General features: G+C 40.1%; 17 protein-coding genes. 16 read left to right on the top strand and 1 reads right to left on the bottom strand.

What is annotated here, in order from left to right; translation table 11 throughout:
- Positions 1 to 158 precede the first annotated feature (158 nt).
- The 16 genes from BZK24_RS03680 to BZK24_RS03605 all read left to right on the top strand — a co-directional run bounded on the left by BZK24_RS03680 (position 159) and on the right by BZK24_RS03605 (position 19703).
- On the top strand, positions 159 to 2993 hold the full coding sequence (locus tag BZK24_RS03680) for a RecB-like helicase (RefSeq protein WP_077656604.1): 2835 nt from the start codon (positions 159 to 161) through the stop codon (positions 2991 to 2993).
- A gap of 23 nt (positions 2994 to 3016) precedes the next feature.
- Positions 3017 to 4333: a sodium/proton antiporter NhaA gene (nhaA, locus tag BZK24_RS03675; RefSeq protein ID WP_077656603.1), complete on the top strand. Its 1317-nt coding sequence runs from the start codon at positions 3017 to 3019 to the stop codon at positions 4331 to 4333.
- A gap of 47 nt (positions 4334 to 4380) precedes the next feature.
- On the top strand, positions 4381 to 4764 hold the full coding sequence (gene yajC, locus BZK24_RS03670; protein WP_000531780.1) for a preprotein translocase subunit YajC: 384 nt from the start codon (positions 4381 to 4383) through the stop codon (positions 4762 to 4764).
- Positions 4761 to 6341, top strand: coding sequence for a protein translocase subunit SecD (gene secD, locus BZK24_RS03665; protein ID WP_077656602.1), 1581 nt, complete (start codon positions 4761 to 4763; stop codon positions 6339 to 6341). Before yajC ends, secD begins: the two co-directional genes overlap by 4 nt.
- An 8-nt stretch (positions 6342 to 6349) precedes the next feature.
- Positions 6350 to 7321 carry a protein translocase subunit SecF gene (gene secF / locus BZK24_RS03660; protein ID WP_077656601.1) on the top strand — a complete coding sequence of 324 codons (972 nt, stop codon included), beginning with the start codon at positions 6350 to 6352 and terminating at the stop codon, positions 7319 to 7321.
- A 9-nt stretch (positions 7322 to 7330) separates the two neighbouring features.
- Positions 7331 to 7669 carry a DUF6394 family protein gene (locus tag BZK24_RS03655; RefSeq protein WP_077656600.1) on the top strand — a complete coding sequence of 113 codons (339 nt, stop codon included), beginning with the start codon at positions 7331 to 7333 and terminating at the stop codon, positions 7667 to 7669.
- 9 nt (positions 7670 to 7678) lie between these two features.
- Positions 7679 to 10099, top strand: coding sequence for a leucine--tRNA ligase (leuS, locus tag BZK24_RS03650; protein WP_077656599.1), 2421 nt, complete (start codon positions 7679 to 7681; stop codon positions 10097 to 10099).
- Positions 10096 to 10608 (top strand): LPS assembly lipoprotein LptE, encoded by a 513-nt coding sequence (gene lptE, locus BZK24_RS03645; RefSeq protein WP_077656598.1) that lies wholly within the window; start codon positions 10096 to 10098, stop codon positions 10606 to 10608. Before leuS ends, lptE begins: the two co-directional genes overlap by 4 nt.
- Entirely contained in the window at positions 10598 to 11767 is a 1170-nt protein-coding gene (locus BZK24_RS03640; RefSeq protein ID WP_077656597.1) for a Mur ligase family protein, read from the top strand. The genes lptE and BZK24_RS03640 overlap by 11 nt, the downstream gene beginning before the upstream one ends.
- Positions 11767 to 12693, top strand: a complete 927-nt coding sequence (gene csd2 / locus BZK24_RS03635) for a M23B family cell shape-determining DD-metalloendopeptidase Csd2 (RefSeq protein WP_077656596.1) — start codon at positions 11767 to 11769, stop codon at positions 12691 to 12693. The genes BZK24_RS03640 and csd2 overlap by 1 nt, the downstream gene beginning before the upstream one ends.
- 9 nt (positions 12694 to 12702) lie before the next feature.
- Entirely contained in the window at positions 12703 to 13641 is a 939-nt protein-coding gene (csd1, locus tag BZK24_RS03630; RefSeq protein WP_077656595.1) for a peptidoglycan DD-metalloendopeptidase Csd1, read from the top strand.
- Between the two features lie 14 nt (positions 13642 to 13655).
- Positions 13656 to 13970 carry a bactofilin family protein gene (locus BZK24_RS03625; RefSeq protein WP_000384494.1) on the top strand — a complete coding sequence of 105 codons (315 nt, stop codon included), beginning with the start codon at positions 13656 to 13658 and terminating at the stop codon, positions 13968 to 13970.
- 3 nt (positions 13971 to 13973) lie between these two features.
- Positions 13974 to 16973: a transcription-repair coupling factor gene (gene mfd, locus BZK24_RS03620; protein WP_077656594.1), complete on the top strand. Its 3000-nt coding sequence runs from the start codon at positions 13974 to 13976 to the stop codon at positions 16971 to 16973.
- Between the two features lie 123 nt (positions 16974 to 17096).
- Positions 17097 to 17600, top strand: coding sequence for a ubiquinol-cytochrome c reductase iron-sulfur subunit (locus BZK24_RS03615; RefSeq protein WP_077656593.1), 504 nt, complete (start codon positions 17097 to 17099; stop codon positions 17598 to 17600).
- Positions 17601 to 17610: 10 nt separating this feature from the next.
- Positions 17611 to 18849, top strand: coding sequence for a cytochrome b (locus tag BZK24_RS03610; RefSeq protein ID WP_000807885.1), 1239 nt, complete (start codon positions 17611 to 17613; stop codon positions 18847 to 18849).
- Positions 18846 to 19703 carry a cytochrome c1 gene (locus BZK24_RS03605; protein WP_000657622.1) on the top strand — a complete coding sequence of 286 codons (858 nt, stop codon included), beginning with the start codon at positions 18846 to 18848 and terminating at the stop codon, positions 19701 to 19703. The genes BZK24_RS03610 and BZK24_RS03605 overlap by 4 nt, the downstream gene beginning before the upstream one ends.
- A 352-nt stretch (positions 19704 to 20055) precedes the next feature.
- Here BZK24_RS03605 and BZK24_RS09595 read toward each other — a convergent pair.
- Positions 20056 to 20341, bottom strand: a 286-nt coding sequence (locus tag BZK24_RS09595; protein WP_524706767.1) for a 3'-5' exonuclease family protein, incomplete at its 5' end; no start/stop codon positions are given.

The following is a 20341-nucleotide window of genomic DNA, read 5'->3' as shown; positions in this document are numbered from 1 at the left end:
GTGTGAATTTGACGCTGTCTTTGCCTTTGTTCCTATTAAAATGATAGAAAAAACGACAAAACCCTATGATTATAGCAAAAGATTAAAGTTTTTTAGCTTAAGTAAAAAAGGCTTTTAGGCTATAATAAAGACAAAACAGAATTTTAGGATAGAACTCAATGGATACAAAAAGACAATGCATGGCCTTAAAGGCTTCAGCAGGGAGCGGGAAGACTTTCGCTTTGAGCGTGCGGTTTTTGGCCCTGTTGTTTAAGGGGGCTAATCCTAGCGAGATTTTGACGCTCACTTTCACTAAAAAAGCCACCGCCGAAATGAAAGAGCGCATTTTAGACTATTTAAAAATCTTGCAAAAAGAAAACCTTGAAGATGAAAAAGAAAAAGAAAAATCCCAAAATATCCTAAAAGAATTAGAAGAAAAATACCATTTAGACCCTAGCTTGGTGCGAAATAGCGCTCAAAAAATCTACCAACGCTTTTTAAACGCTGAAATCAGGATTAGCACCATTGACGCGTTTTTTCAAAGCATTTTAAGGAAATTTTGCTGGTTTGTGGGGTTGAGCACGAATTTTGAAGTCAATGAAGACACCAAAGCGCACCAACGACAGCTTAATGAGGGTTTTTTGAGCGCTTTAAATAACGAACAGCTTGAAGAATTGAGCGTTTTTATCGCTCAATGCTTAAGCTATGATAATTACACAAGCGATTCTATTTTAGAGCGGTTGCGTTTTTTAAAAAACAAGCTCTATTTATTTGATCCTAACAAGAAAGAGCCTGCATTTGATGAAGAGGGTTTTTTAGAAAAACTAAGGAGCTTAAACAACCAAATTCAAAGCATAGAAACAGCGTCAGATAGGGCTAAAACAGCCATTAAATGCGATAGTTTTAGGGGATTTTTAAACAGCTCTTTAACCTGGCTTAAAAAAAAGAGCGAATATCAATCTTTCAAAAAACTTAAAAGTGAAATCCCCACTTTAGAGAGCGAATGCGAAGAGATTGAAAACGATTTAAAACGCTATTATGAAGCCAAAGAAACCGCAATATTTAAAAAATTCCCTAAATTCATCCAGCTTTATAGTAACGCCACTTCTAAAATCCAAGCCTTAGATTTTGATGCGATTAAAGATAAGGTTCATGCCTTATTGAATGGTTATGAAGAAATGCCGGCGGAGTTTTTTTATTTCAGGTTGGACAGCAAGATCGCGCACATTTTGATTGATGAATTTCAAGACACGAGCTTGAACGATTATAAGATTTTAGCCCCTTTTATTGATGAGATTAAAGCCGGGATAGGGCAAGCAAAATGGCACAGGAGCGTGTTTTTTGTGGGCGATGTCAAGCAGAGCATTTATGCCTTTAGGGGGAGTTTTAGCTCCTTGTTTGAAAGCGTTTCTAAGGATTTTTACCACGATAATTTACAATTCAACCACCGCAGTGCGCCTTTGATCATTAATTATGTGAATACCATTTTTAAAAAGGCTTATCAAAATTCCCCCACCGCTTATTTGGAGCAAAAATACCCTAAAACTTCCAGCAATAAACATGCTAGAGACGGCTATGTTAAAGTCTCTTTAGTGGCTGATGAAAGAGAATTGCTATTAGATCAGGTCTTACAAGAAGCCCAAAACCTTTTAGAGCATCGTATTGATCCTAAAGACATTACCATTTTATGCGCCACCAATAAGGACGCTTTAGAAATCAAAAATTATTTGCAAGAGTATTTGAGCGAAATTTGCCCAAGCACGGAATCTAGTGCAAAATTGTCTCAATTTGTAGAATCTAAAATCATTAAGAACGCTTTAGAATACGCTTTAGCGGAAGAACCTTACAAGCCCTTTTATAAACACAGCGTTTTAAAACTCGCTGGATACTTGCATGATGATGCGATCGCTTTACCTAGTTTTAACCCTAAAAAAGAGAGCGTTGCGGGCTTTGTGTGGAAGGTGATGGAATTGTTTGAGCTTTATGGAGAGTGTGCGCAAATCTGCTTGGAATTAGCGGTTGGGTGTGAAGACGCCGATGGATTTTTAGAAAAATTAGAGGCTAAAGCGATCGCTTCTTCCCATTCAAAAGGCGCGCAGATCATGACCATTCACAAATCTAAAGGCATGCAATTCCCTTATGTGATCGTGTGCGAACGCTTGGGCAATCCTAATTCAAGCCATTCCAATCAACTCCTTGAAGAATATAATGGTGCAGAGCTTGCACGCCTTTATTACAGAATGAAAAATCGTGAGGTCGTGGATAAAGATTACGCTAGGGCTTTAGACAAAGAAGAAGCGGCCAAAGATCATGAAGAAACCAATGTGTATTATGTCGCATTCACTAGGGCTGAGTTAGGGATAATTATCGTAGCTAAAGACAAAAAAGAAAGCAAAAACAAAACAATGCGTGAAAAATTGGATCTTGCGCCTTTAGAAGAGGGAGAAATTACGCCGGTTATTTCTTCTCAAAAAGAGCCTTTAATTACAAGCGTTGTTATCAAACCCCATGCCTATGGCGAGCAAGTCCAAGAAATAGAAGAAGAGCCAGATAGCGATTATGAAAAGAATAACGACCAGGAAGCGATCAATTTTGGTATCGCTTTGCACAAGGGTTTAGAATACCAATACGCTTACAATATTCCTAAAAAAAGCGTTTTAGAATATTTAAACTACCATCATGGTTTTTATGGTTTGGATTATCAAGCGTTAGAAGAAAGTTTAGAGCTTTTTGAAAACGATGCAGAGATACAAGCTCTTTTTAAAAATTATGCCTTAAGGGGTGAAGCGGCTTTTTTATTTGAAGGGGTTGTGTCTAGGATTGATGTTTTGTTGTGGGATAAGGGGCAAAATTTGTGTGTTTTAGATTATAAAAGCTCTCAAAATTACCAGCAAAGCCATAAGGCGCAAGTGTCTCATTACGCTGAGTTTTTAAAAACTCAAGCCCCCCATTTTAAGATACAAGCGGGCATTATTTACGCTCATAAAAGACTGCTTGAAAAATTATGGGTCTGAAATTAAAAATTTTAAGGTTGCCTATGAATATCAAAAAAACAGAAAACGCGCTCAGTTTGACGCTTAAAAACTTTATTAAAAGCGAGTCTTTTGGGGGGATTTTCCTCTTTTTGAACGCTGTTTTAGCAATGGTGGTGGCCAATTCGTTTTTAAAAGAAAGTTATTTTGCGCTATGGCACACCCCTTTTGGGTTTCAAATAGGGGATTTTTTTATCGGCTTTAGCTTGCACAATTGGATTGATGATGTCTTAATGGCGTTATTTTTTTTAATGATAGGTTTAGAAATCAAGCGAGAATTGTTGTTTGGGGAGCTATCCAGTTTCAAAAAAGCTTCTTTCCCTGTGATCGCAGCCATAGGGGGCATGATAGCTCCAGGATTGATTTATTTTTTTCTTAACGCCAACACGCCCTCTCAGCATGGTTTTGGGATCCCTATGGCGACGGATATTGCATTCGCTTTAGGCGTGATCATGCTTTTAGGTAAGAGGGTGCCAACCGCCTTAAAGGTTTTTTTAATCACTCTAGCGGTGGCTGATGACTTGGGGGCTATTGTGGTGATTGCGCTCTTTTATACCACGAATTTAAAATTCGCATGGCTTTTAGGGGCTTTAGGGGTGGTTCTTATCTTAGCGGTATTGAACCGCTTAAATGTCCGCTCGCTTGTCCCTTACTTGCTTTTAGGGGTGTTGCTTTGGTTTTGCGTGCATGAAAGCGGTATCCATGCGACAATCGCTGCGGTGGTTCTGGCTTTTATGATACCGGTGAAAATCCCTAAAGATTTTAAAAATGTAGAGCTTTTGGAATTAGGCAAACGATACGCAGAGACGAGTTCAGGAGCGCTTTTGACCAAAGAGCAGCAAGAAATCTTGCATTCTATTGAAGAAAAAGCGAGCGCTTTACAAAGCCCTTTAGAAAGATTGGAGCATTTTTTGGCCCCCATCAGCGGGTATTTCATCATGCCCTTATTCGCGTTTGCAAACGCTGGGGTGAGCGTTGATTCTAGCATCAATTTAGAAGTGGATAAGGTGCTTTTAGGGGTTATTTTAGGGCTTTGTTTGGGCAAGCCTTTAGGGATTTTCTTAATCACTTTCATAAGCGAAAAGCTTAAAATCACCGCGCGCCCTAAAGGCATCAGCTGGTGGCATATTTTAGGGGCTGGGCTTTTAGCAGGGATTGGCTTTACCATGTCTATGTTCATTTCTAATCTGGCTTTCACCAGCGAGCATAAGGACGCTATGGAAGTGGCAAAAATTGCGATTTTACTCGGATCTTTGATTTCTGGGATCATAGGGGCTTTGTATTTATTCGCGCTAGACAAAAGAGTAGCTTTAAAGAAATAGTGAAAAATGCTATAATTTGAGATTAAAACATCTTTTAAGGAAATTTAATGGGACAAACTAAAGAAATTATAACGACGCTTTTACCCCTTGTGGTGTTGTTTCTTATTTTTTATTTTTTGATCGTTCGCCCGCAACGCCAACAGCAAAAAAAACACAAAGAAATGATAGAGGGTTTGACTAAGGGCGATAAAATCGTCACTCAAGGAGGGCTGATCGTTGAGGTGCTTAAAGCGGAAGCGAATTTTTTTAGCGTGAAACTCAATGATGACACCACCGCTAAACTTTCTAAAAACTATGTAGCGTTCAAATTAGACGAATTGGATCAATTTGGTTTGGCAGAGCCTATAGTCATTCAGCAAGGCAGAGAAGAAATTCCGGCAAGATTATCCGGCACTAAGACTTTGAAACAACGCCAAATAACAACTGAATGAAATTTTTTAACGCTCGTTTAATCGTTTTTATCTTTGCGCTTCTTTTAGGGGTAGGGTTTTCTGTGCCTTCTTTACTAGAGACTAAAGGCCCTAAAATCACTTTGGGTTTGGATTTAAGGGGGGGGTTGAACATGCTTTTAGGGGTGCAAACCGATGAAGCTTTAAAAAACAAGTATTTAAGCCTAGCGTCTGCTTTAGAATACAACGCTAAAAAGCAAAATATCTTGCTTAAAGACATTAAATCCAATTTAGAAGGGATCAGTTTTGAGCTTTTAGATGAAGATGAAGCGAAAAAATTAGACGCGCTTTTATTGGAATTGCAAGGTCATAGTCAGTTTGAAATCAAAAAAGAAGCGGAATTTTATAGCGTGAAACTCACCCCTTTAGAGCAAGAGGAATTGCGTAAAAACACGATTTTGCAAGTGATAGGGATCATTCGTAACCGCTTGGATCAATTTGGTTTGGCAGAGCCTGTAGTCATTCAGCAAGGTAAAGAAGAAATTTCGGTGCAATTGCCCGGCATTAAGACTTTAGAAGAAGAACGGCGTGCTAAAGACTTGATTTCAAGATCCGCTCATTTGCAGATGATGGCAGTGGATGAAGAGCACAATAAAGATGCGATGACAATGACGGATTTAGAGGCTCAAAAATTAGGCAGTGTGTTGTTGTCTGATGTGGAAATGGGGGGTAAAATCTTACTCAAAGCGATCCCCATTTTAGATGGCGAAATGCTTACGGACGCTAAAGTGGTGTATGATCAAAACAACCAGCCGGTGGTGAGCTTCACGCTGGATGCGCAAGGGGCTAAGATTTTTGGGGATTTCTCAGGCGCGAATGTGGGCAAACGCATGGCGATCGTTTTAGACAATAAGGTTTATTCAGCCCCGGTGATCAGGGAGCGTATTGGCGGAGGGAGCGGGCAAATTAGCGGGAATTTTAGCGTGGCTCAAGCGAGCGATTTAGCGATCGCTTTAAGGAGTGGGGCGATGAGCGCGCCCATTCAGGTTTTAGAAAAAAGGATTATAGGCCCGAGTTTAGGGAAAGACAGCATTAAAACTTCCATTATCGCTCTCATTGGGGGCTTTATTTTGGTTATGGGCTTTATGGCGCTTTATTACTCCATGGCGGGAGTGATCGCTTGCATGGCGTTAGTGGTCAATCTTTTTTTGATCGTGGCGGTCATGGCGATTTTTGGAGCGACGCTGACTTTACCTGGAATGGCAGGGATTGTTTTAACCGTGGGGATTGCCGTGGATGCTAATATCATTATCAATGAGCGCATTAGAGAAGTCTTAAGAGAAGGAGAGGGTGTTGTTAAGGCGATCCATTTAGGCTATATCAATGCGAGTCGAGCGATTTTTGATTCCAATATCACTTCCTTGATCGCTTCAGTGTTATTATACGCTTATGGCACAGGAGCGATTAAAGGCTTTGCCCTAACCACAGGCATTGGGATTTTAGCCTCTATCATCACCGCTATTGTAGGTACGCAAGGGATTTATCAAGCCCTTTTACCTAAATTAGCCCAAACAAAAAGCCTTTACTTTTGGTTTGGCGTGAAAAATAAAAGAGCTTAGGAGGTTTTATGGAATTATTCAAACAAGTTAGAATCTTAAGCTTCATGCGTTATTCCAATTATGGGGTGATTATTTCAGCAATATTAGTGCTTCTGGCGTTGGGGCTTTTGTTTTTCAAAGGGTTTTCTTTAGGGATTGATTTTGCGGGGGGGAGTTTGGTGCAAGTGCGTTACGCTCAAAACGCCCCTATTAAAGAAGTGCGCGATCTTTTTGAAAAAGAAGCTCGCTTTAAAGGCGTGCAAGTGAGCGAATTTGGCTCTAAAGAAGAAATTTTAATCAAATTCCCTTTTGTAGAAACGGCTGAAAATGAAGATCTGAACGCTATCGTGGCTAATATCCTAAAACCCAGTGGCGATTTTGAAATCCGTAAATTTGACACCGTTGGCCCTAGAGTGGGGAGCGAGTTGAAAGAAAAGGGCGTTTTGTCACTGATTTTAGCGTTAATAGCGATCATGGTTTATGTGAGTTTCCGCTATGAATGGCGTTTCGCTTTAGCGAGTGTTATTGCGCTTGTGCATGATGTGATTTTAGTGGCAAGCTCAGTGATTGTTTTTAAGATTGATATGAATTTGGAAGTGATTGCGGCTTTACTCACTTTGATTGGGTATTCCATTAATGATACGATCATTATTTTTGATCGGATCAGAGAAGAGATGCTCTCTCAAAAAACCAAAAATGCTGCCAAGGCCATTGATGAAGCCATTTCCAGCACGCTCACGCGCACGCTTCTAACTTCTTTAACCGTGTTTTTTGTGGTGTTGATTTTGTGCGTGTTTGGGAGTAAGATTATCATTGGCTTTTCATTGCCCATGTTAATAGGCACGATTGTAGGGACTTATAGTTCTATTTTCATCGCCCCTAAAGTAGCGTTATTGTTAGGCTTTGATATGGATAAATATTATGAAAATGAGGCTAGAAAAATCAAAAAAGCTCAAGAGAAAGAAAAAATGCGCCGTTTGTATGAGGGCGGTCAAGTTTAAGGAGTTTCTATGGATTGGGGTCGGGTCATTCATGTGCTGTTTAGCCTTATTTCTTTAACCACCATTGTAGGGTTTTTGTATGAGCCTAACACGGTGGTGTTGTTTGTAGCGTTGGCTTTAAATCTTATTTCTGTTACGCTTAAAATTGGGGTGTGTAAGCGTTTCGCTTCAGAGCTGTTAGCGAGCTCTTTAGCTACCGTGTTGCATCTCATATCGGCGTTTGTGTTTTTACAGATTTTAAATAATTTGGTTACCGCTTACATGCTTATGATTGGGGCGTTGATTAGCAACGCTTTCAGTCTTATCTTTTTGTTGGTTGAAAGCGTTGTAACGAGCGAAACGGATTAAGGGGTAGCAATGGATTTTATCAATATAGAAAAAAAATGGCAAGAATTTTGGTGGAAAAATAAGAGTTTTGAGCCTAAAGACGATTTTAACCTCCCTAAAAAATACATTTTGAGCATGCTGCCTTATCCTAGTGGGGAAATCCACATGGGGCATGTGCGCAATTACACCATTGGCGACGCTTTGGCGCGTTATTATCGTTTGCACCATTACAATGTGTTACACCCTATGGGGTTTGATTCTTTTGGGATGCCTGCAGAAAATGCGGCCATTAAGCATGGTATCCACCCTAAAACCTGGACTTATGAAAACATTGAAGCCATGCAAAAAGAGTTTGAAGCTTTAGGGTTTTCTTTTTCTAAAAATAGGGAATTTGTCACTTCAGATCCGGATTACACGAAATTTGAGCAGCAATTTTTCATTGACTTGTGGGAAAAAGGGCTAATTTATCGCAAGAAAGCCATGCTCAATTGGTGCCCTAACGATAAAACCGTTTTAGCTAATGAGCAAGTCATTGATGGGAGGTGTTGGCGTTGCGATACAGAAGTTGTTCAAAAAGAACTCTATCAATATTATTTGAAGATCACAAATTACGCTGAAGAATTGCTCAAAGACTTAGAGGCTTTAGAAAACCATTGGCCTTCTCAAGTCCTAATCATGCAAAAAAACTGGATAGGGAAATCTAGCGGGTTGCAATTTGGTTTTAAAATCGCTGATGAGTGCTTGAAGGCTTGCAATGGCATTCAAGAAATTGAAGTTTTTACCACAAGAGCGGACACCATTTATGGCGTAACTTTCATCGCCATCGCCCCAGAACACCCTTTAGTAGAGCATGCCATTAAGCGAGTGAGTCAAGAAGATTCAAAGATCATTAAAGCGATTTTAAACACGACTCAAAGAGAAAGAGCCTTAGAGAAAAAAGGGGTGTTTTTAGGAATTTATGCTATCCACCCTTTAACAAAGCAAAAAATCCCTGTTTGGGTGGCTAATTTCGCCCTAGCTAATTATGGTTCTGGGGCGTTAATGGGCGTGCCAGCCTGCGATGAAAGGGATTTTGAATTCGCTAATCTGTATCATATCCCTATTAAAGTGATCACTCAAAGCCCTCAAAATTTGCCCCACACCAAAGAAGAGGTTTTAAAAAATAGCGGGGAGTGGAGCGATCTTTCTAGCTCAGTGGCCAGAGAAAAAATCATCGCTTATTTTGAAAAAGAAAACCTCGGTAAAAGGGTGATCAACTACCGCTTGCAAGATTGGGGAGTGAGCCGTCAAAGGTATTGGGGAGCGCCTATTCCTATGATTCATTGCAAACATTGCGGGATTGTGCCTGAAACCCAACTGCCGGTAACTTTACCTGAAGACATTGTGATTGATGGGGAGGGCAATCCGTTAGAAAAGCATGCGAGTTGGAAATTCGCTCAATGCCCTAAATGCCACAAAAACGCTTTAAGAGAAACAGACACCATGGATACTTTCATCCAATCCAGTTGGTATTTCTTGCGCTACACCACGCCCAAAAATCAGCGTGAAAATCAAGCGTTTGATCAAAATTACTTGAAGTATTTCATGCCGGTGGACACTTATATTGGTGGCATTGAGCATGCGATTTTGCACTTGTTATACGCGCGCTTTTTCACTAAGGCTTTAAGGGATTTGGGCTATCTTAATTTAAATGAGCCTTTCAAACAGCTTATCACTCAAGGCATGGTTTTAAAAGATGGCGCTAAGATGAGCAAATCTAAAGGCAATGTCGTTAGCCCTAAAGAGATACTTAAAAAATATGGGGCCGATGCGGCGAGGCTTTTTATCCTTTTTGCTGCCCCACCGGCTAAAGAGTTAGAATGGAATGACAACGCTTTAGAAGGCGCGCACCGGTTCATCAAGCGCTTATACGACAAAGCGAGTGCTATTAACCCCACTACTTCTAAGCCTGAATTTAAAGAAGTCAGCCTGAATGAAGCGGAAAAATTAGGGCGTAAAAAAGTCTATGAAGCGTTAAAAAAATCGCATGAAATTTTCAATAAGGCTGAAAGCGCTTACTCGTTTAACACTTTGATCGCAAGTTGCATGGAGGCTTTAAACGCTTTGAGCGTGCAAAATAATGAGCGGATTTTATGCGAGGGTTATTTTGTGTTGTTGCAAATTTTAGAGCCTATTATCCCGCACACGGCATGGGAGTTGAGCGAGAGGCTTTTTAAAAGAGAGAATTTTAAGCCTATAGCGATCGATGAAAGCGCTTTTGTGGAAGACTTTATGACTTTAGGGCTTACCATTAATGGCAAAAGGCGCGCAGAATTGAAAGTCAATATTAACGCTGATAAAGAAGAAATCATTATTTTGGCTAAAAAAGAATTAGAGAAATATTTAGAAAATGCGAGCGTTAAAAAAGAAATTTATGTACCTAATAAGCTTGTTAATTTTGTTATCGCATGAGGGCTTTACTTTTTTTTATTTTGTTATTTTTGTTCAAGGGCTGTGGGTATAAGCCCATCGCCGCTTACGCTCAAAACGCTTTAGGCGATAGCATATACATGAAACTCATTGTGAATTTGCCTAACCCTGAAAACTCTGTAGAGTTTAAGGATTTGATGAATCGTTTAGTCGTGCAACGCTTCCAAAGCCGCTTAGCGAGTGAAAAGGATGCGGATTCTATCATTATTATAGAAATCACGAATGTAACCGATACGAGTATCACGCAAAATAAAGAGGGCTTCACGACTTTCTATCGCGCAACCGTGTCTGTGAATTACACCTACGATAATAAAAGAGGCACACAAAAGACTTTTCAAGATAGCGGGTATTATAATTACGCTGTGAATTTGCAAGACCCCCTTAATACCTACCAGAACCGCTATTATGCTATCAATCAGGCTGTGGAACAAACTTTGACTAAATTTGTGGCTCAAATCGCTTATGAGGGGAAATTCAATAATGAAAAATAGCCATGGATTAAAGGCGTTTTTAGAAACAAAGCCTAAAGAATACCACAAGTTTGATCCCAGCCGTTTCATTCAAATTTATAAAGATTTTAAAAACGCTTTTTTTGAGATTCAAGCGAAAGTCATTCATGTGGTAGGGACTAATGGCAAGGGCAGCACGGGGCGGTTTTTAACCCTTTTATTAGCCGATCAAAATTTTAAGGTGTTGCATTTCACCTCCCCTCATGTTTTTGAATTTAGAGAACGCTTTTTTTTGAATGGTTCTATTGTTGGAGAAAGCGTTTTAGAAAACGCCCACCAGCAATTGCAATCACACGCTTTCAGCAGCGCTTGCTCGTATTTTGAATACGCTACCTTACTGGCCGTCATGCTCGCTAAAGATTGCGATTATTTGGTTTTAGAAGCAGGGCTTGGGGGGGAGTTTGACAGCACGAACGCTTTAGAAAAAACCCTAAGCGTTTTCACCCCCATTGATTATGATCATAAGGAATTTTTAGGGGATAGTTTAGAAAGCATTGCGCAAACTAAATTAAAAGCGATGGGCTCTCTTAACATCATCGCTCCCCAACAAGAACTGGTTTTAAGTGTGGCTCAAAAAATCGCCAAAGAAAAACACGCAAAATTGATTTTAGTCCAAAATGAAATTTCAAAAGGAGTCAGGGATTATATTGAACGCCACCATTTAGCCCATTTTTTAGCGATGAATTTAGAAGTGGCTCTAAAAGCGTTTGAAACGCTTATGCCATGCAAAGAACAAGAAGTTTTAAAAAACCTAAAGCCCCTAGATTTAATCGGCCGTTGCGAGCTTTTAAGCCCTAATATCTTAATAGATGTGGGGCATAACCCCCATAGCGCCAAAGCCTTAAAAGAAGAAATCAAACGCATTTTTAACGCTAAAATCATTTTAATTTATAATTGCTATCAAGATAAGGACGCTTTTTTGGTGCTAGAAATTTTAAAGCCTGTGGTTAAAAAGGTTTTGATTTTAGAATTGCATCAAGAAAGGGTTATCAAGTTAGAAAAGCTTAAAGGGATTTTAGAAACTTTAGGGTTAGAACACGCTTTGTTTGAAGATTTGAAAGAAAATGAAAATTATTTGGTGTATGGCTCATTTCTGGTAGCCAACGCTTTTTATAAGCGCTATCAAAAGAAGAGGGATTGATGCCACAAAACCAACTTATGATCACCATCATTGATGAATCAGGCTCTAAACAGCTCAAATTTTCTAAAAATTTAAAACGCAACCTCATCATTTCTGTTGTTATTTTTTTGTTGATCGTGGGGCTTGGCGTGGGTTTTTTAAAATTTTTAATCGCTAAAATGGATACGATGACAAGCGAGAGGAATGCGGTTTTAAGGGATTTTAGGGATTTGTATCAAAAAAATTACACTTTAACAAAAGAGATTAAAAACAAGCGAGAAGAGCTCTTTATTGTGGGGCAAAAGATTCGTGGGTTGGAATCCTTGATTGAAATCAAAAAGGGGGCTAATGGGGGAGGGCATCTCTATGATGAAGTGGATTTAGAAAATTTGAGCTTAAATCAAAAAAATTTAGCGCTCATGCTCATTCCTAATGGCATGCCCTTGAAAACTTATAGCGCTATCAAACCCACTAAAGAAAGGAACCACCCCATTAAAAAGATTAAGGGCGTTGAATCCGGGATTGATTTTATCGCGCCATTGAACACGCCTGTGTATGCGAGCGCTGATGGGATTGTGGATTTTGTGAAGACTCGTTCTAATGCGGGGTATGGGAACTTGGTGCGCATTGAGCATGCGTTTGGTTTTAGCTCTATTTATACGCATTTAGATCATGTCAATGTGCAGCCCAAAAGCTTCATCCAAAAAGGGCAGTTGATTGGCTATAGCGGGAAGAGCGGTAATAGTGGTGGCGAAAAATTGCATTATGAAGTGCGCTTTTTGGGTAAAATTTTAGACGCAGAAAAATTCCTGGCATGGGATTTGGATCATTTCCAAAGCGCTTTAGAAGAAAATAAATTTATTGAATGGAAGAATCTGTTTTGGGTTTTAGAAGACATCGTCCAGCTCCAAGAGCATGTGGATAAAGACACCTTAAAAGGTCAGTAGGGGTTTTTGGTGTTTTTAGACAGGCGTTTGATTGTGATGGTTACGGACTCTAGAGGGAGTCGTTATATTAATGTTCATATCTTATTCCGTCAAATTGGCTTGTATGCGCTTTTGAGCGTTGTGGGATCTTTATTGTTTTTAGGCATTTCGCTATTGGTTTTAAATCAAGAGATTAAAAACATTGACAAGCAGCATGCTTTAATCACTAAAGAATTTGAGAAAAAAAGAGAGACTAATGAAAAGCTTTCCTTGCAAATGGATGAATTTTTAGACGATTTGCAACTTTCAGGGGAGCGCATCAACGATTTAGAAGAAGTGGTGGGGGTGAATAGGCCTGAAGAAGAAAAAGAAGAGGGTAATTTTTCCAGCCGTTTGGATGTGGCTGGGATTACCGGGCTTCAAAAAAGCTTTATCATGCGCCTTATCCCTAATGACTACCCGCTAGAATCCTATCGGCGCGTTTCAGCCGCTTTTAATAAAAGAATGCACCCTATTTTGCATGTGTTGCACAACCATACCGGGCTTGATTTAAGCACCGCCATTAACACGCCTGTGTATGCGAGCGCGAGCGGGGTAGTGGGGTTAGCGAGTAAGGGGTGGAATGGGGGGTATGGGAATTTGATTAAGGTTTTCCACCCTTTTGGTTTTAAAACCTACTACGCCCATTTGAATAAAATCGTCGTAAAAACGGGCGAATTTGTCAAAAAAGGGCAGTTGATTGGGTATAGTGGTAATACAGGAATGAGCACAGGGCCGCATTTGCATTATGAAGTGCGCTTCTTAGATCAACCCATAAACCCCATGAGTTTCACCAAATGGAACATGAAAGATTTTGAAGAAGTTTTTAATAAAGAAAGGAGCATCAGATGGCAATCTTTGATAACAATAATAAATCGGCTAATGCAAAAACAGGACCAGCGACTATCATCGCTCAAGGCACAAAAATAAAAGGTGAGCTTCATTTGGATTACCATTTGCATGTGGATGGCGAATTAGAAGGGGTGGTGCATTCTAAAAGCACGGTGGTGATCGGGCAAACCGGCTCGGTAGTGGGTGAGATTTTCGCTAATAAATTCGTGGTTAATGGCAAATTTACTGGCACGGTGGAAGCGGAAGTGGTAGAAATCATGCCTTTAGGACGCCTTGATGGTAAAATCTCTAGCCAAGAGCTTGTGGTGGAAAGAAAGGGGATTTTGATTGGGGAAACTCGCCCTAAAAACCTTCAAGGGGGGGCGTTGTTAATCAATGAGCAAGAAAAGAAAATTGAAAATAAATAGGGAATGATCCAATCCAGTCTTTATAGAGCCTTAAACAAAGGCTTTGATTATCAAATACTCGCTTGTAAGGATTTTAAAGAATCCAAGCTCGCTAAAGAAGTCATAAGCTATTTTAAGCCAAATACCAAAGCCGTTCTTTTCCCAGAGTTTAGGGCTAAAAAAAACGACGATTTGCGTTCGTTTTTTGAAGAATTTTTACAGCTTTTAGGGGGTTTGAGGGAGTTTTATCAAGCCTTAGAAAACAAGCAAGAAACTATCATCATTGCCCCTATTAGCGCGTTATTGCACCCTTTACCCAAAAAAGAACTTTTAGAGAGCTTTAAAATCACTCTTTTAGAAAAATATAACCTTAAGGATTTGAAAGACAAGCTCTTTTATTATGGCTATGAAATTTTAGACTTAGTGGAAGTGGAAGGCGAAGCGAGCTTTAGGGGGGATATTGTGGATATTTATGTACCCAATTCTAAAGCGTATCGCTTGAGTTTTTTTGACACGGAGTGTGAGAGCATTAAGGAATTTGACCCTACCACTCAAATGAGCCTTAAAGAAGAGTTGTTAGAAATTGAAATCCCCCCCACGCTTTTTAGTTTGGACGAACCATCTTATAAGGATCTAAAAACAAAAGTGGAACAAAGCCCCTTAAATAGCTTTTCTAAAGATTTAACCAGTTTTGGTTTGTGGTTTTTAGGGGAAAAAGCAAACGATTTGTTGCATGCCTATAAAAGCGTTATAAGCCCTAGAGCTTTAGAAGAAATTCAAGAATTAGCGAGCTTAAACGAATTGGATTATGAGCGTTTCAAATTTTTAAAGGTTTTAGAAAACGCGCAAGGTTATGAAGATTTAGAAATCCATGCGCATGCCCTAGAAGGCTTTATCGCTTTGCATTCGCACCATAAAATCACGCTCCTAGCTCCTAATAAAACGATTTTAGACAACGCGATAAGCGCGCTTGAAAGAAGCAGCATTGAATGCGTGATCGCCCCCTTTGTGTTAAACTTTAAAACCCCTGATGGGATTTTTATCTCGCTCAATTCCTTTGAAAGGAAGAAAAAACGCCAAAAATCCAAGCTCGCTTTGAACGAATTGAATCCGGGCGAATGGGTGGTACATGATGATTATGGGGTGGGCGTGTTTTCTCAATTAGTCCAACACAGCGTTTTAGGGAGCAAGAGGGATTTTTTAGAAATCGCTTATTTGGGTGAAGACAAACTGCTATTACCGGTAGAAAATTTGCATCTCATCGCTCGCTATGTGGCGCAAAGCGATAGCGTGCCAGTTAAAGACCGGCTAGGGAAGGGGAGTTTTCTCAAACTAAAAGCTAAAGTAAGGGCTAAGCTTTTAGAGATTGCAGGCAAGATCATTGAATTAGCGGCTGAACGCAATTTGATCTTGGGTAAAAAGATGGACACGCATTTAGCGGAGTTGGAGGTCTTTAAATCGCATGCGGGGTTTGAATACACAAGCGATCAAGAAAAAGCCATCGCTGAAATTTCAAAGGATTTAAGCTCTAAGAGAGTGATGGACAGATTATTGAGTGGGGATGTGGGTTTTGGGAAAACAGAAGTGGCGATGCATGCGATTTTTTGCACGTTTTTAAACGGCTTTCAAAGCGCGCTAGTCGTGCCTACTACTTTATTAGCGCACCAGCATTTTGAGACCTTAAGGGCGCGTTTTGAAAATTTTGGCGTTAAAGTGGCTCGTTTGGATCGGTATGCGAGCGAAAAAAACAAGCTTTTAAAGGCGGTGGAATTAGGGTTGGTTGATGTTCTTGTAGGCACGCATGCGATTTTAGGCGCGAAATTTAAAAACTTGGGCTTAGTGGTGGTGGATGAAGAGCATAAATTTGGCGTGAAACAAAAAGAAGCTTTAAAAGAATTGAGCAAAAGCGTGCATTTTTTAAGCATGTCCGCTACGCCTATCCCGCGCACTCTAAACATGGCGTTCTCTCAAATTAAGGGCATTAGCTCTTTAAAAACCCCACCCACAGACAGAAAGCCCAGCCGCACTTTTTTGAAAGAAAAGAATGACGAACTCTTAAAAGAGATCATTCATAGAGAATTACGCCGTAACGGGCAAATTTTTTACATCCATAACCACATCGCTAGCATTTCAAAAGTCAAAACCAAGCTAGAAGAGCTCATCCCTAAGCTTAAAATCGCTATTTTGCATTCCCAGATTAACGCTAACGAGAGTGAAGAAATCATGCTAGAGTTTGCTAAGGGGAACTATCAGGTTTTATTATGCACTTCTATTGTGGAATCAGGGATTCATTTGCCTAACGCTAACACGATTATTATAGATAATGCGCAAAATTTCGGGCTGGCTGATTTGCACCAATTAAGAGGGCGTGTGGGGAGAGGTAAAAAAGAAGGCTTTTGTTATTTCCTTATAGAAGATCAAAAAAACTTGAACGAACAGGCTTTAAAACGCTTGCTCGCTTTAGAAAAAAATTCGTATTTAGGCAGTGGGGAGAGTATCGCTTATCATGATTTAGAAATCAGGGGGGGCGGGAATTTGCTCGGGCAAGATCAGAGCGGGCATATTAAAAATATCGGTTATGCGCTCTATACGCGCATGCTTGAAGACGCGATTTATGAATTGAGTGGGGGGAAAAAAAGGCTTGAAAAAGGCGTAGAAATCCAACTTGGCGTGAGCGCTTTTTTAAACCCTGAACTCATTGCAAGCGATAGTTTAAGACTGGATTTATACCGCCGTTTGAGTTTGTGTGAAAATGTAGATGAGGTAGGGCAAATCCATGAAGAAATAGAAGACAGGTTTGGCAAAATAGACGATTTGAGCGCTCAATTTTTGCAAATCATTACGCTTAAAATCTTAGCCAACCAGCTTGGCATCATTAAACTTTCTAATTTCAATCAAAACATCACCCTTACTTATAACGATGAACATAAAGAAAGCCTGAAAGCCCCAAGCAAAGACGATAACGATATTTTAGAAACCCTTTTGAAACATTTGCGCGCTCAAATTTCTTTAAAACGGCGTTAAAAGCGTTTGATTTTAGCCTCAATTTGTTATTTTAAAAAAATTATTAAGAGAGTTTGTTGTAAAATAGGGATTTGCTATGCCTTTAGTCGTTAAAAGGTAATTATCATTAAGGAGTTTTTTATCATGGCAGATATTCAAAGGCGTGATTTTTTAGGAATGAGCCTTGCTAGCGTTACAGCTATAGGGGCGATAGCGAGTCTGGTAGCGATGAAAAAGACTTGGGATCCGCTTCCAAGCGTTGTTTCAGCCGGTTTTACAACCATAGATGTGGCGAACATGCAAGAAGGGCAGTTTTCCACGGTGGAGTGGCGTGGGAAACCGGTCTATATCCTCAAGCGTTCTAAAAAAGAGAGCTTTAATGAAAGGCGCGATTTTAAAGTTGGCGAGAGCGTTTTTACCACAGCCATTCAAATTTGCACGCATTTAGGGTGTATCCCCACTTATCAAGATGAAGAAAAAGGCTTTTTATGCCCATGCCATGGGGGGCGTTTCACTGCTGATGGCGTGAATATTGCCGGCACTCCCCCTCCGCGCCCTTTTGATATCCCGCCTTTTAAAATTGAAGGCACTAAGATCACTTTTGGTGAAGCTGGGACTGAATACAAGAAAATGATGGCTAAAGCGTAAGGAGAGTTCCATGGCAGAGATAAAAAAAGCGAAGAATTTAGGCGAATGGCTGGACATGCGTCTTGGCACTAACAAGCTTGTTAAAGTGCTAATGACAGAATATTGGATCCCTAAAAACATCAATTTTTTATGGGCTATGGGGGTGATTTTATTAACCCTTTTTGGGGTGCTTGTAGTCTCAGGGATTTTCTTGCTCATGTATTACAAGCCTGATGCGAAAATGGCGTTTGATAGCGTGAATTTCACCATCATGCAAGAAGTGGCTTATGGCTGGCTTTGGCGCCACATGCATGCCACGGCAGCGAGCATGATTTTTGTCATCATTTATATCCACATGTTTGTCGGTATCTATTATGGCTCTTACAAAAAGGGCCGTGAGATGATTTGGATTAGCGGGATGATTTTGTTTGTGGTCTTTAGCGCGGAAGCCTTTAGCGGGTATATGCTGCCTTGGGGGCAGATGAGTTATTGGGCCGCAGCGGTTATCACTAATTTATTTGGAGGCATTCCTTTTATTGGGGCTGATGTGGTGGAGTGGATCAGGGGCAATTATGTTGTGGCGGATTCCACTTTAACGCGCTTTTTCATGCTCCATGTCTTTTTACTGCCCATTGCGATCATTCTACTTGTTGGGGTGCATTTTTATTCTTTACGCATCCCGCATGTCAATAACCAAGAAGGCGAAGAGATTGACTTTGAATTAGAAGAAAAGAAATTCATTGAGGGCAAGAAAAAAGAATCCAAAGTCATTCCTTTTTGGCCGGTGTTCTTGTCTAAAGATATTTTTGTGGTTTGCGCGTTCATGGTCTTTTTCTTTTACTTGGTGTGTTACCACTATGATTTTGCGATGGATCCTATCAACTTTGAAAGGGCTAACAGCCTTAAAACGCCGCCTCACATTTACCCTGAATGGTATTTCTTATGGAGTTATGAAGTCTTAAGAGGCTTTTTCTTTAGCGCTGATTTAGGGCTAATGGCCTTTGGCGTGGCGCAAGTGATCTTTTTCTTACTGCCCTTTTTAGACAGAAGCCCAGTCGTCGCTCCCGCGCACAAACGGCCAGCGTTTATGGTGTGGTTTTGGCTTTTAATCATTGATATGATTGTTTTAACGATCTATGGTAAATTGCCCCCGCTTGGGATCGGTAAATACATTGGCCTAGCGGGTTCAATCACTTTTTTAGCCCTTTTCTTTGTGGTATTGCCCATTATCACTATCGCCGAGAGCAAGAAGCAAGGGGGTGTTAGATGAAAGAATTTAAGATTCTCATTATCCTTATTGTGGTGGTAGGCGTGATTTATTATGGGGTTGAGCCTTATGCGCATTCGGTGATGCACCCTAAAGTCGCTCCGGCAGATTTTGCTTTCAAGGATTTAGAGCCGATGGATTTAAAAAATGGCGACGCTAATAAAGGAAAACAGCTTGTAGCCGAAAACTGCACCGCTTGCCATGGCATTAAATCCCAAAACATTCCAGCCCCTATGGACAGCCTTAGCGCGAGCAACTCTTTTGGGGTCGTGCCACCGGATTTAAGCCATGTGGCGGGGGTTTTGAACGCGAATTTCTTAGCCCACTTTATCAAAGATCCTGTGAAAACGGCGAAATTGAGCCATAAATTTAACGATGAAAGACCCTATCCTATGCCGGCGTTTTCTCAATTTAGCGATCAAGATTTGAGCGATATTGTGGCGTATCTCACTTCTATTTTGCCTAAAAGTTTGAGCGATAAGGAAGTGTTTGCACAAAGCTGTCAAAGGTGCCATAGCCTGGATTATGCGAAAGATAAGGCCTTTAGCGATCCTAAAGATTTAGCCAATTATTTAGGCTCTCATGCACCTGATTTGTCCATGATGATTAGAGCTAAAGGCGAACATGGCTTGAATATTTTCATCAACGACCCGCAAAAGCTTTTGCCTGGCACGGCTATGCCTAGAGTGGGGTTGAATGAACAAGCTCAAAAACAAGTCATCGCATATTTGGAAAAAGCAGGTGATAGGAAAAAACATGAAAGGAATACCTTAGGGATAAAAATCATGATTTTCTTTGCGGTACTGTCGTTCTTGGCTTATGCGTGGAAAAGAAAAGTTTGGAGCGAAGTGCATTGAATTAAAAAAGGGGGGAGGGCATGGTTTTATGATTTTTGATCTATGGTGGGGTGTTTGAATGGTGTATTCAAAACAACCTTTATTTTAGGATTTTATTGTTACTAATAACCCCTATATATGACTACAAAGCTTTTTGAGTGGTTTGAACTCAATTTGAGAGAGATTCTAATACTTGTAAAAATCAAGGGTTTTTATTGGGTTTATTTTAAAAAATCAATCAATGCTTGAAGTTCCTTTGAATCAAAATTAAAAAATTTCTTAAGAATTTCTGTATTTTTTGGCTTATCTATCATTTTAGCGGTTGTAGAAACAGGATCTAGATCGTTTAACCCACAAGGAACAAAACCTCTCTCTAAACAAACAGAAAGCGTGATATAGGGTTGTAGCCAACATTTAGTGCGTTTTTTTGTTCTGATTGAATAGGTTTGATTTGTTTGATTTTGCGAAAAAACTCCTCGTAGGACTCGCAAAAAACTTTATAAAACGCTTCATTTTCACTTTCTTTTGCCATTTTTTCTAGCAAATGCTCTAACTCGCAATAGTTGGGGTGGTGTTTAGTCTCATCATTTTCTGGCAATAAAAAAATCTTAATCTGGTTAAACTCTTCATCATTTAAGCGGTACTGTTCCTTAAAACAT

This window comes from Helicobacter pylori, assembly GCF_001998165.1.
GTDB lineage: Bacteria > Campylobacterota > Campylobacteria > Campylobacterales > Helicobacteraceae > Helicobacter > Helicobacter pylori_DL.
Note: the sequence above shows the minus strand (reverse complement) of the source record. Positions and strands in the feature narration are given on the sequence as shown.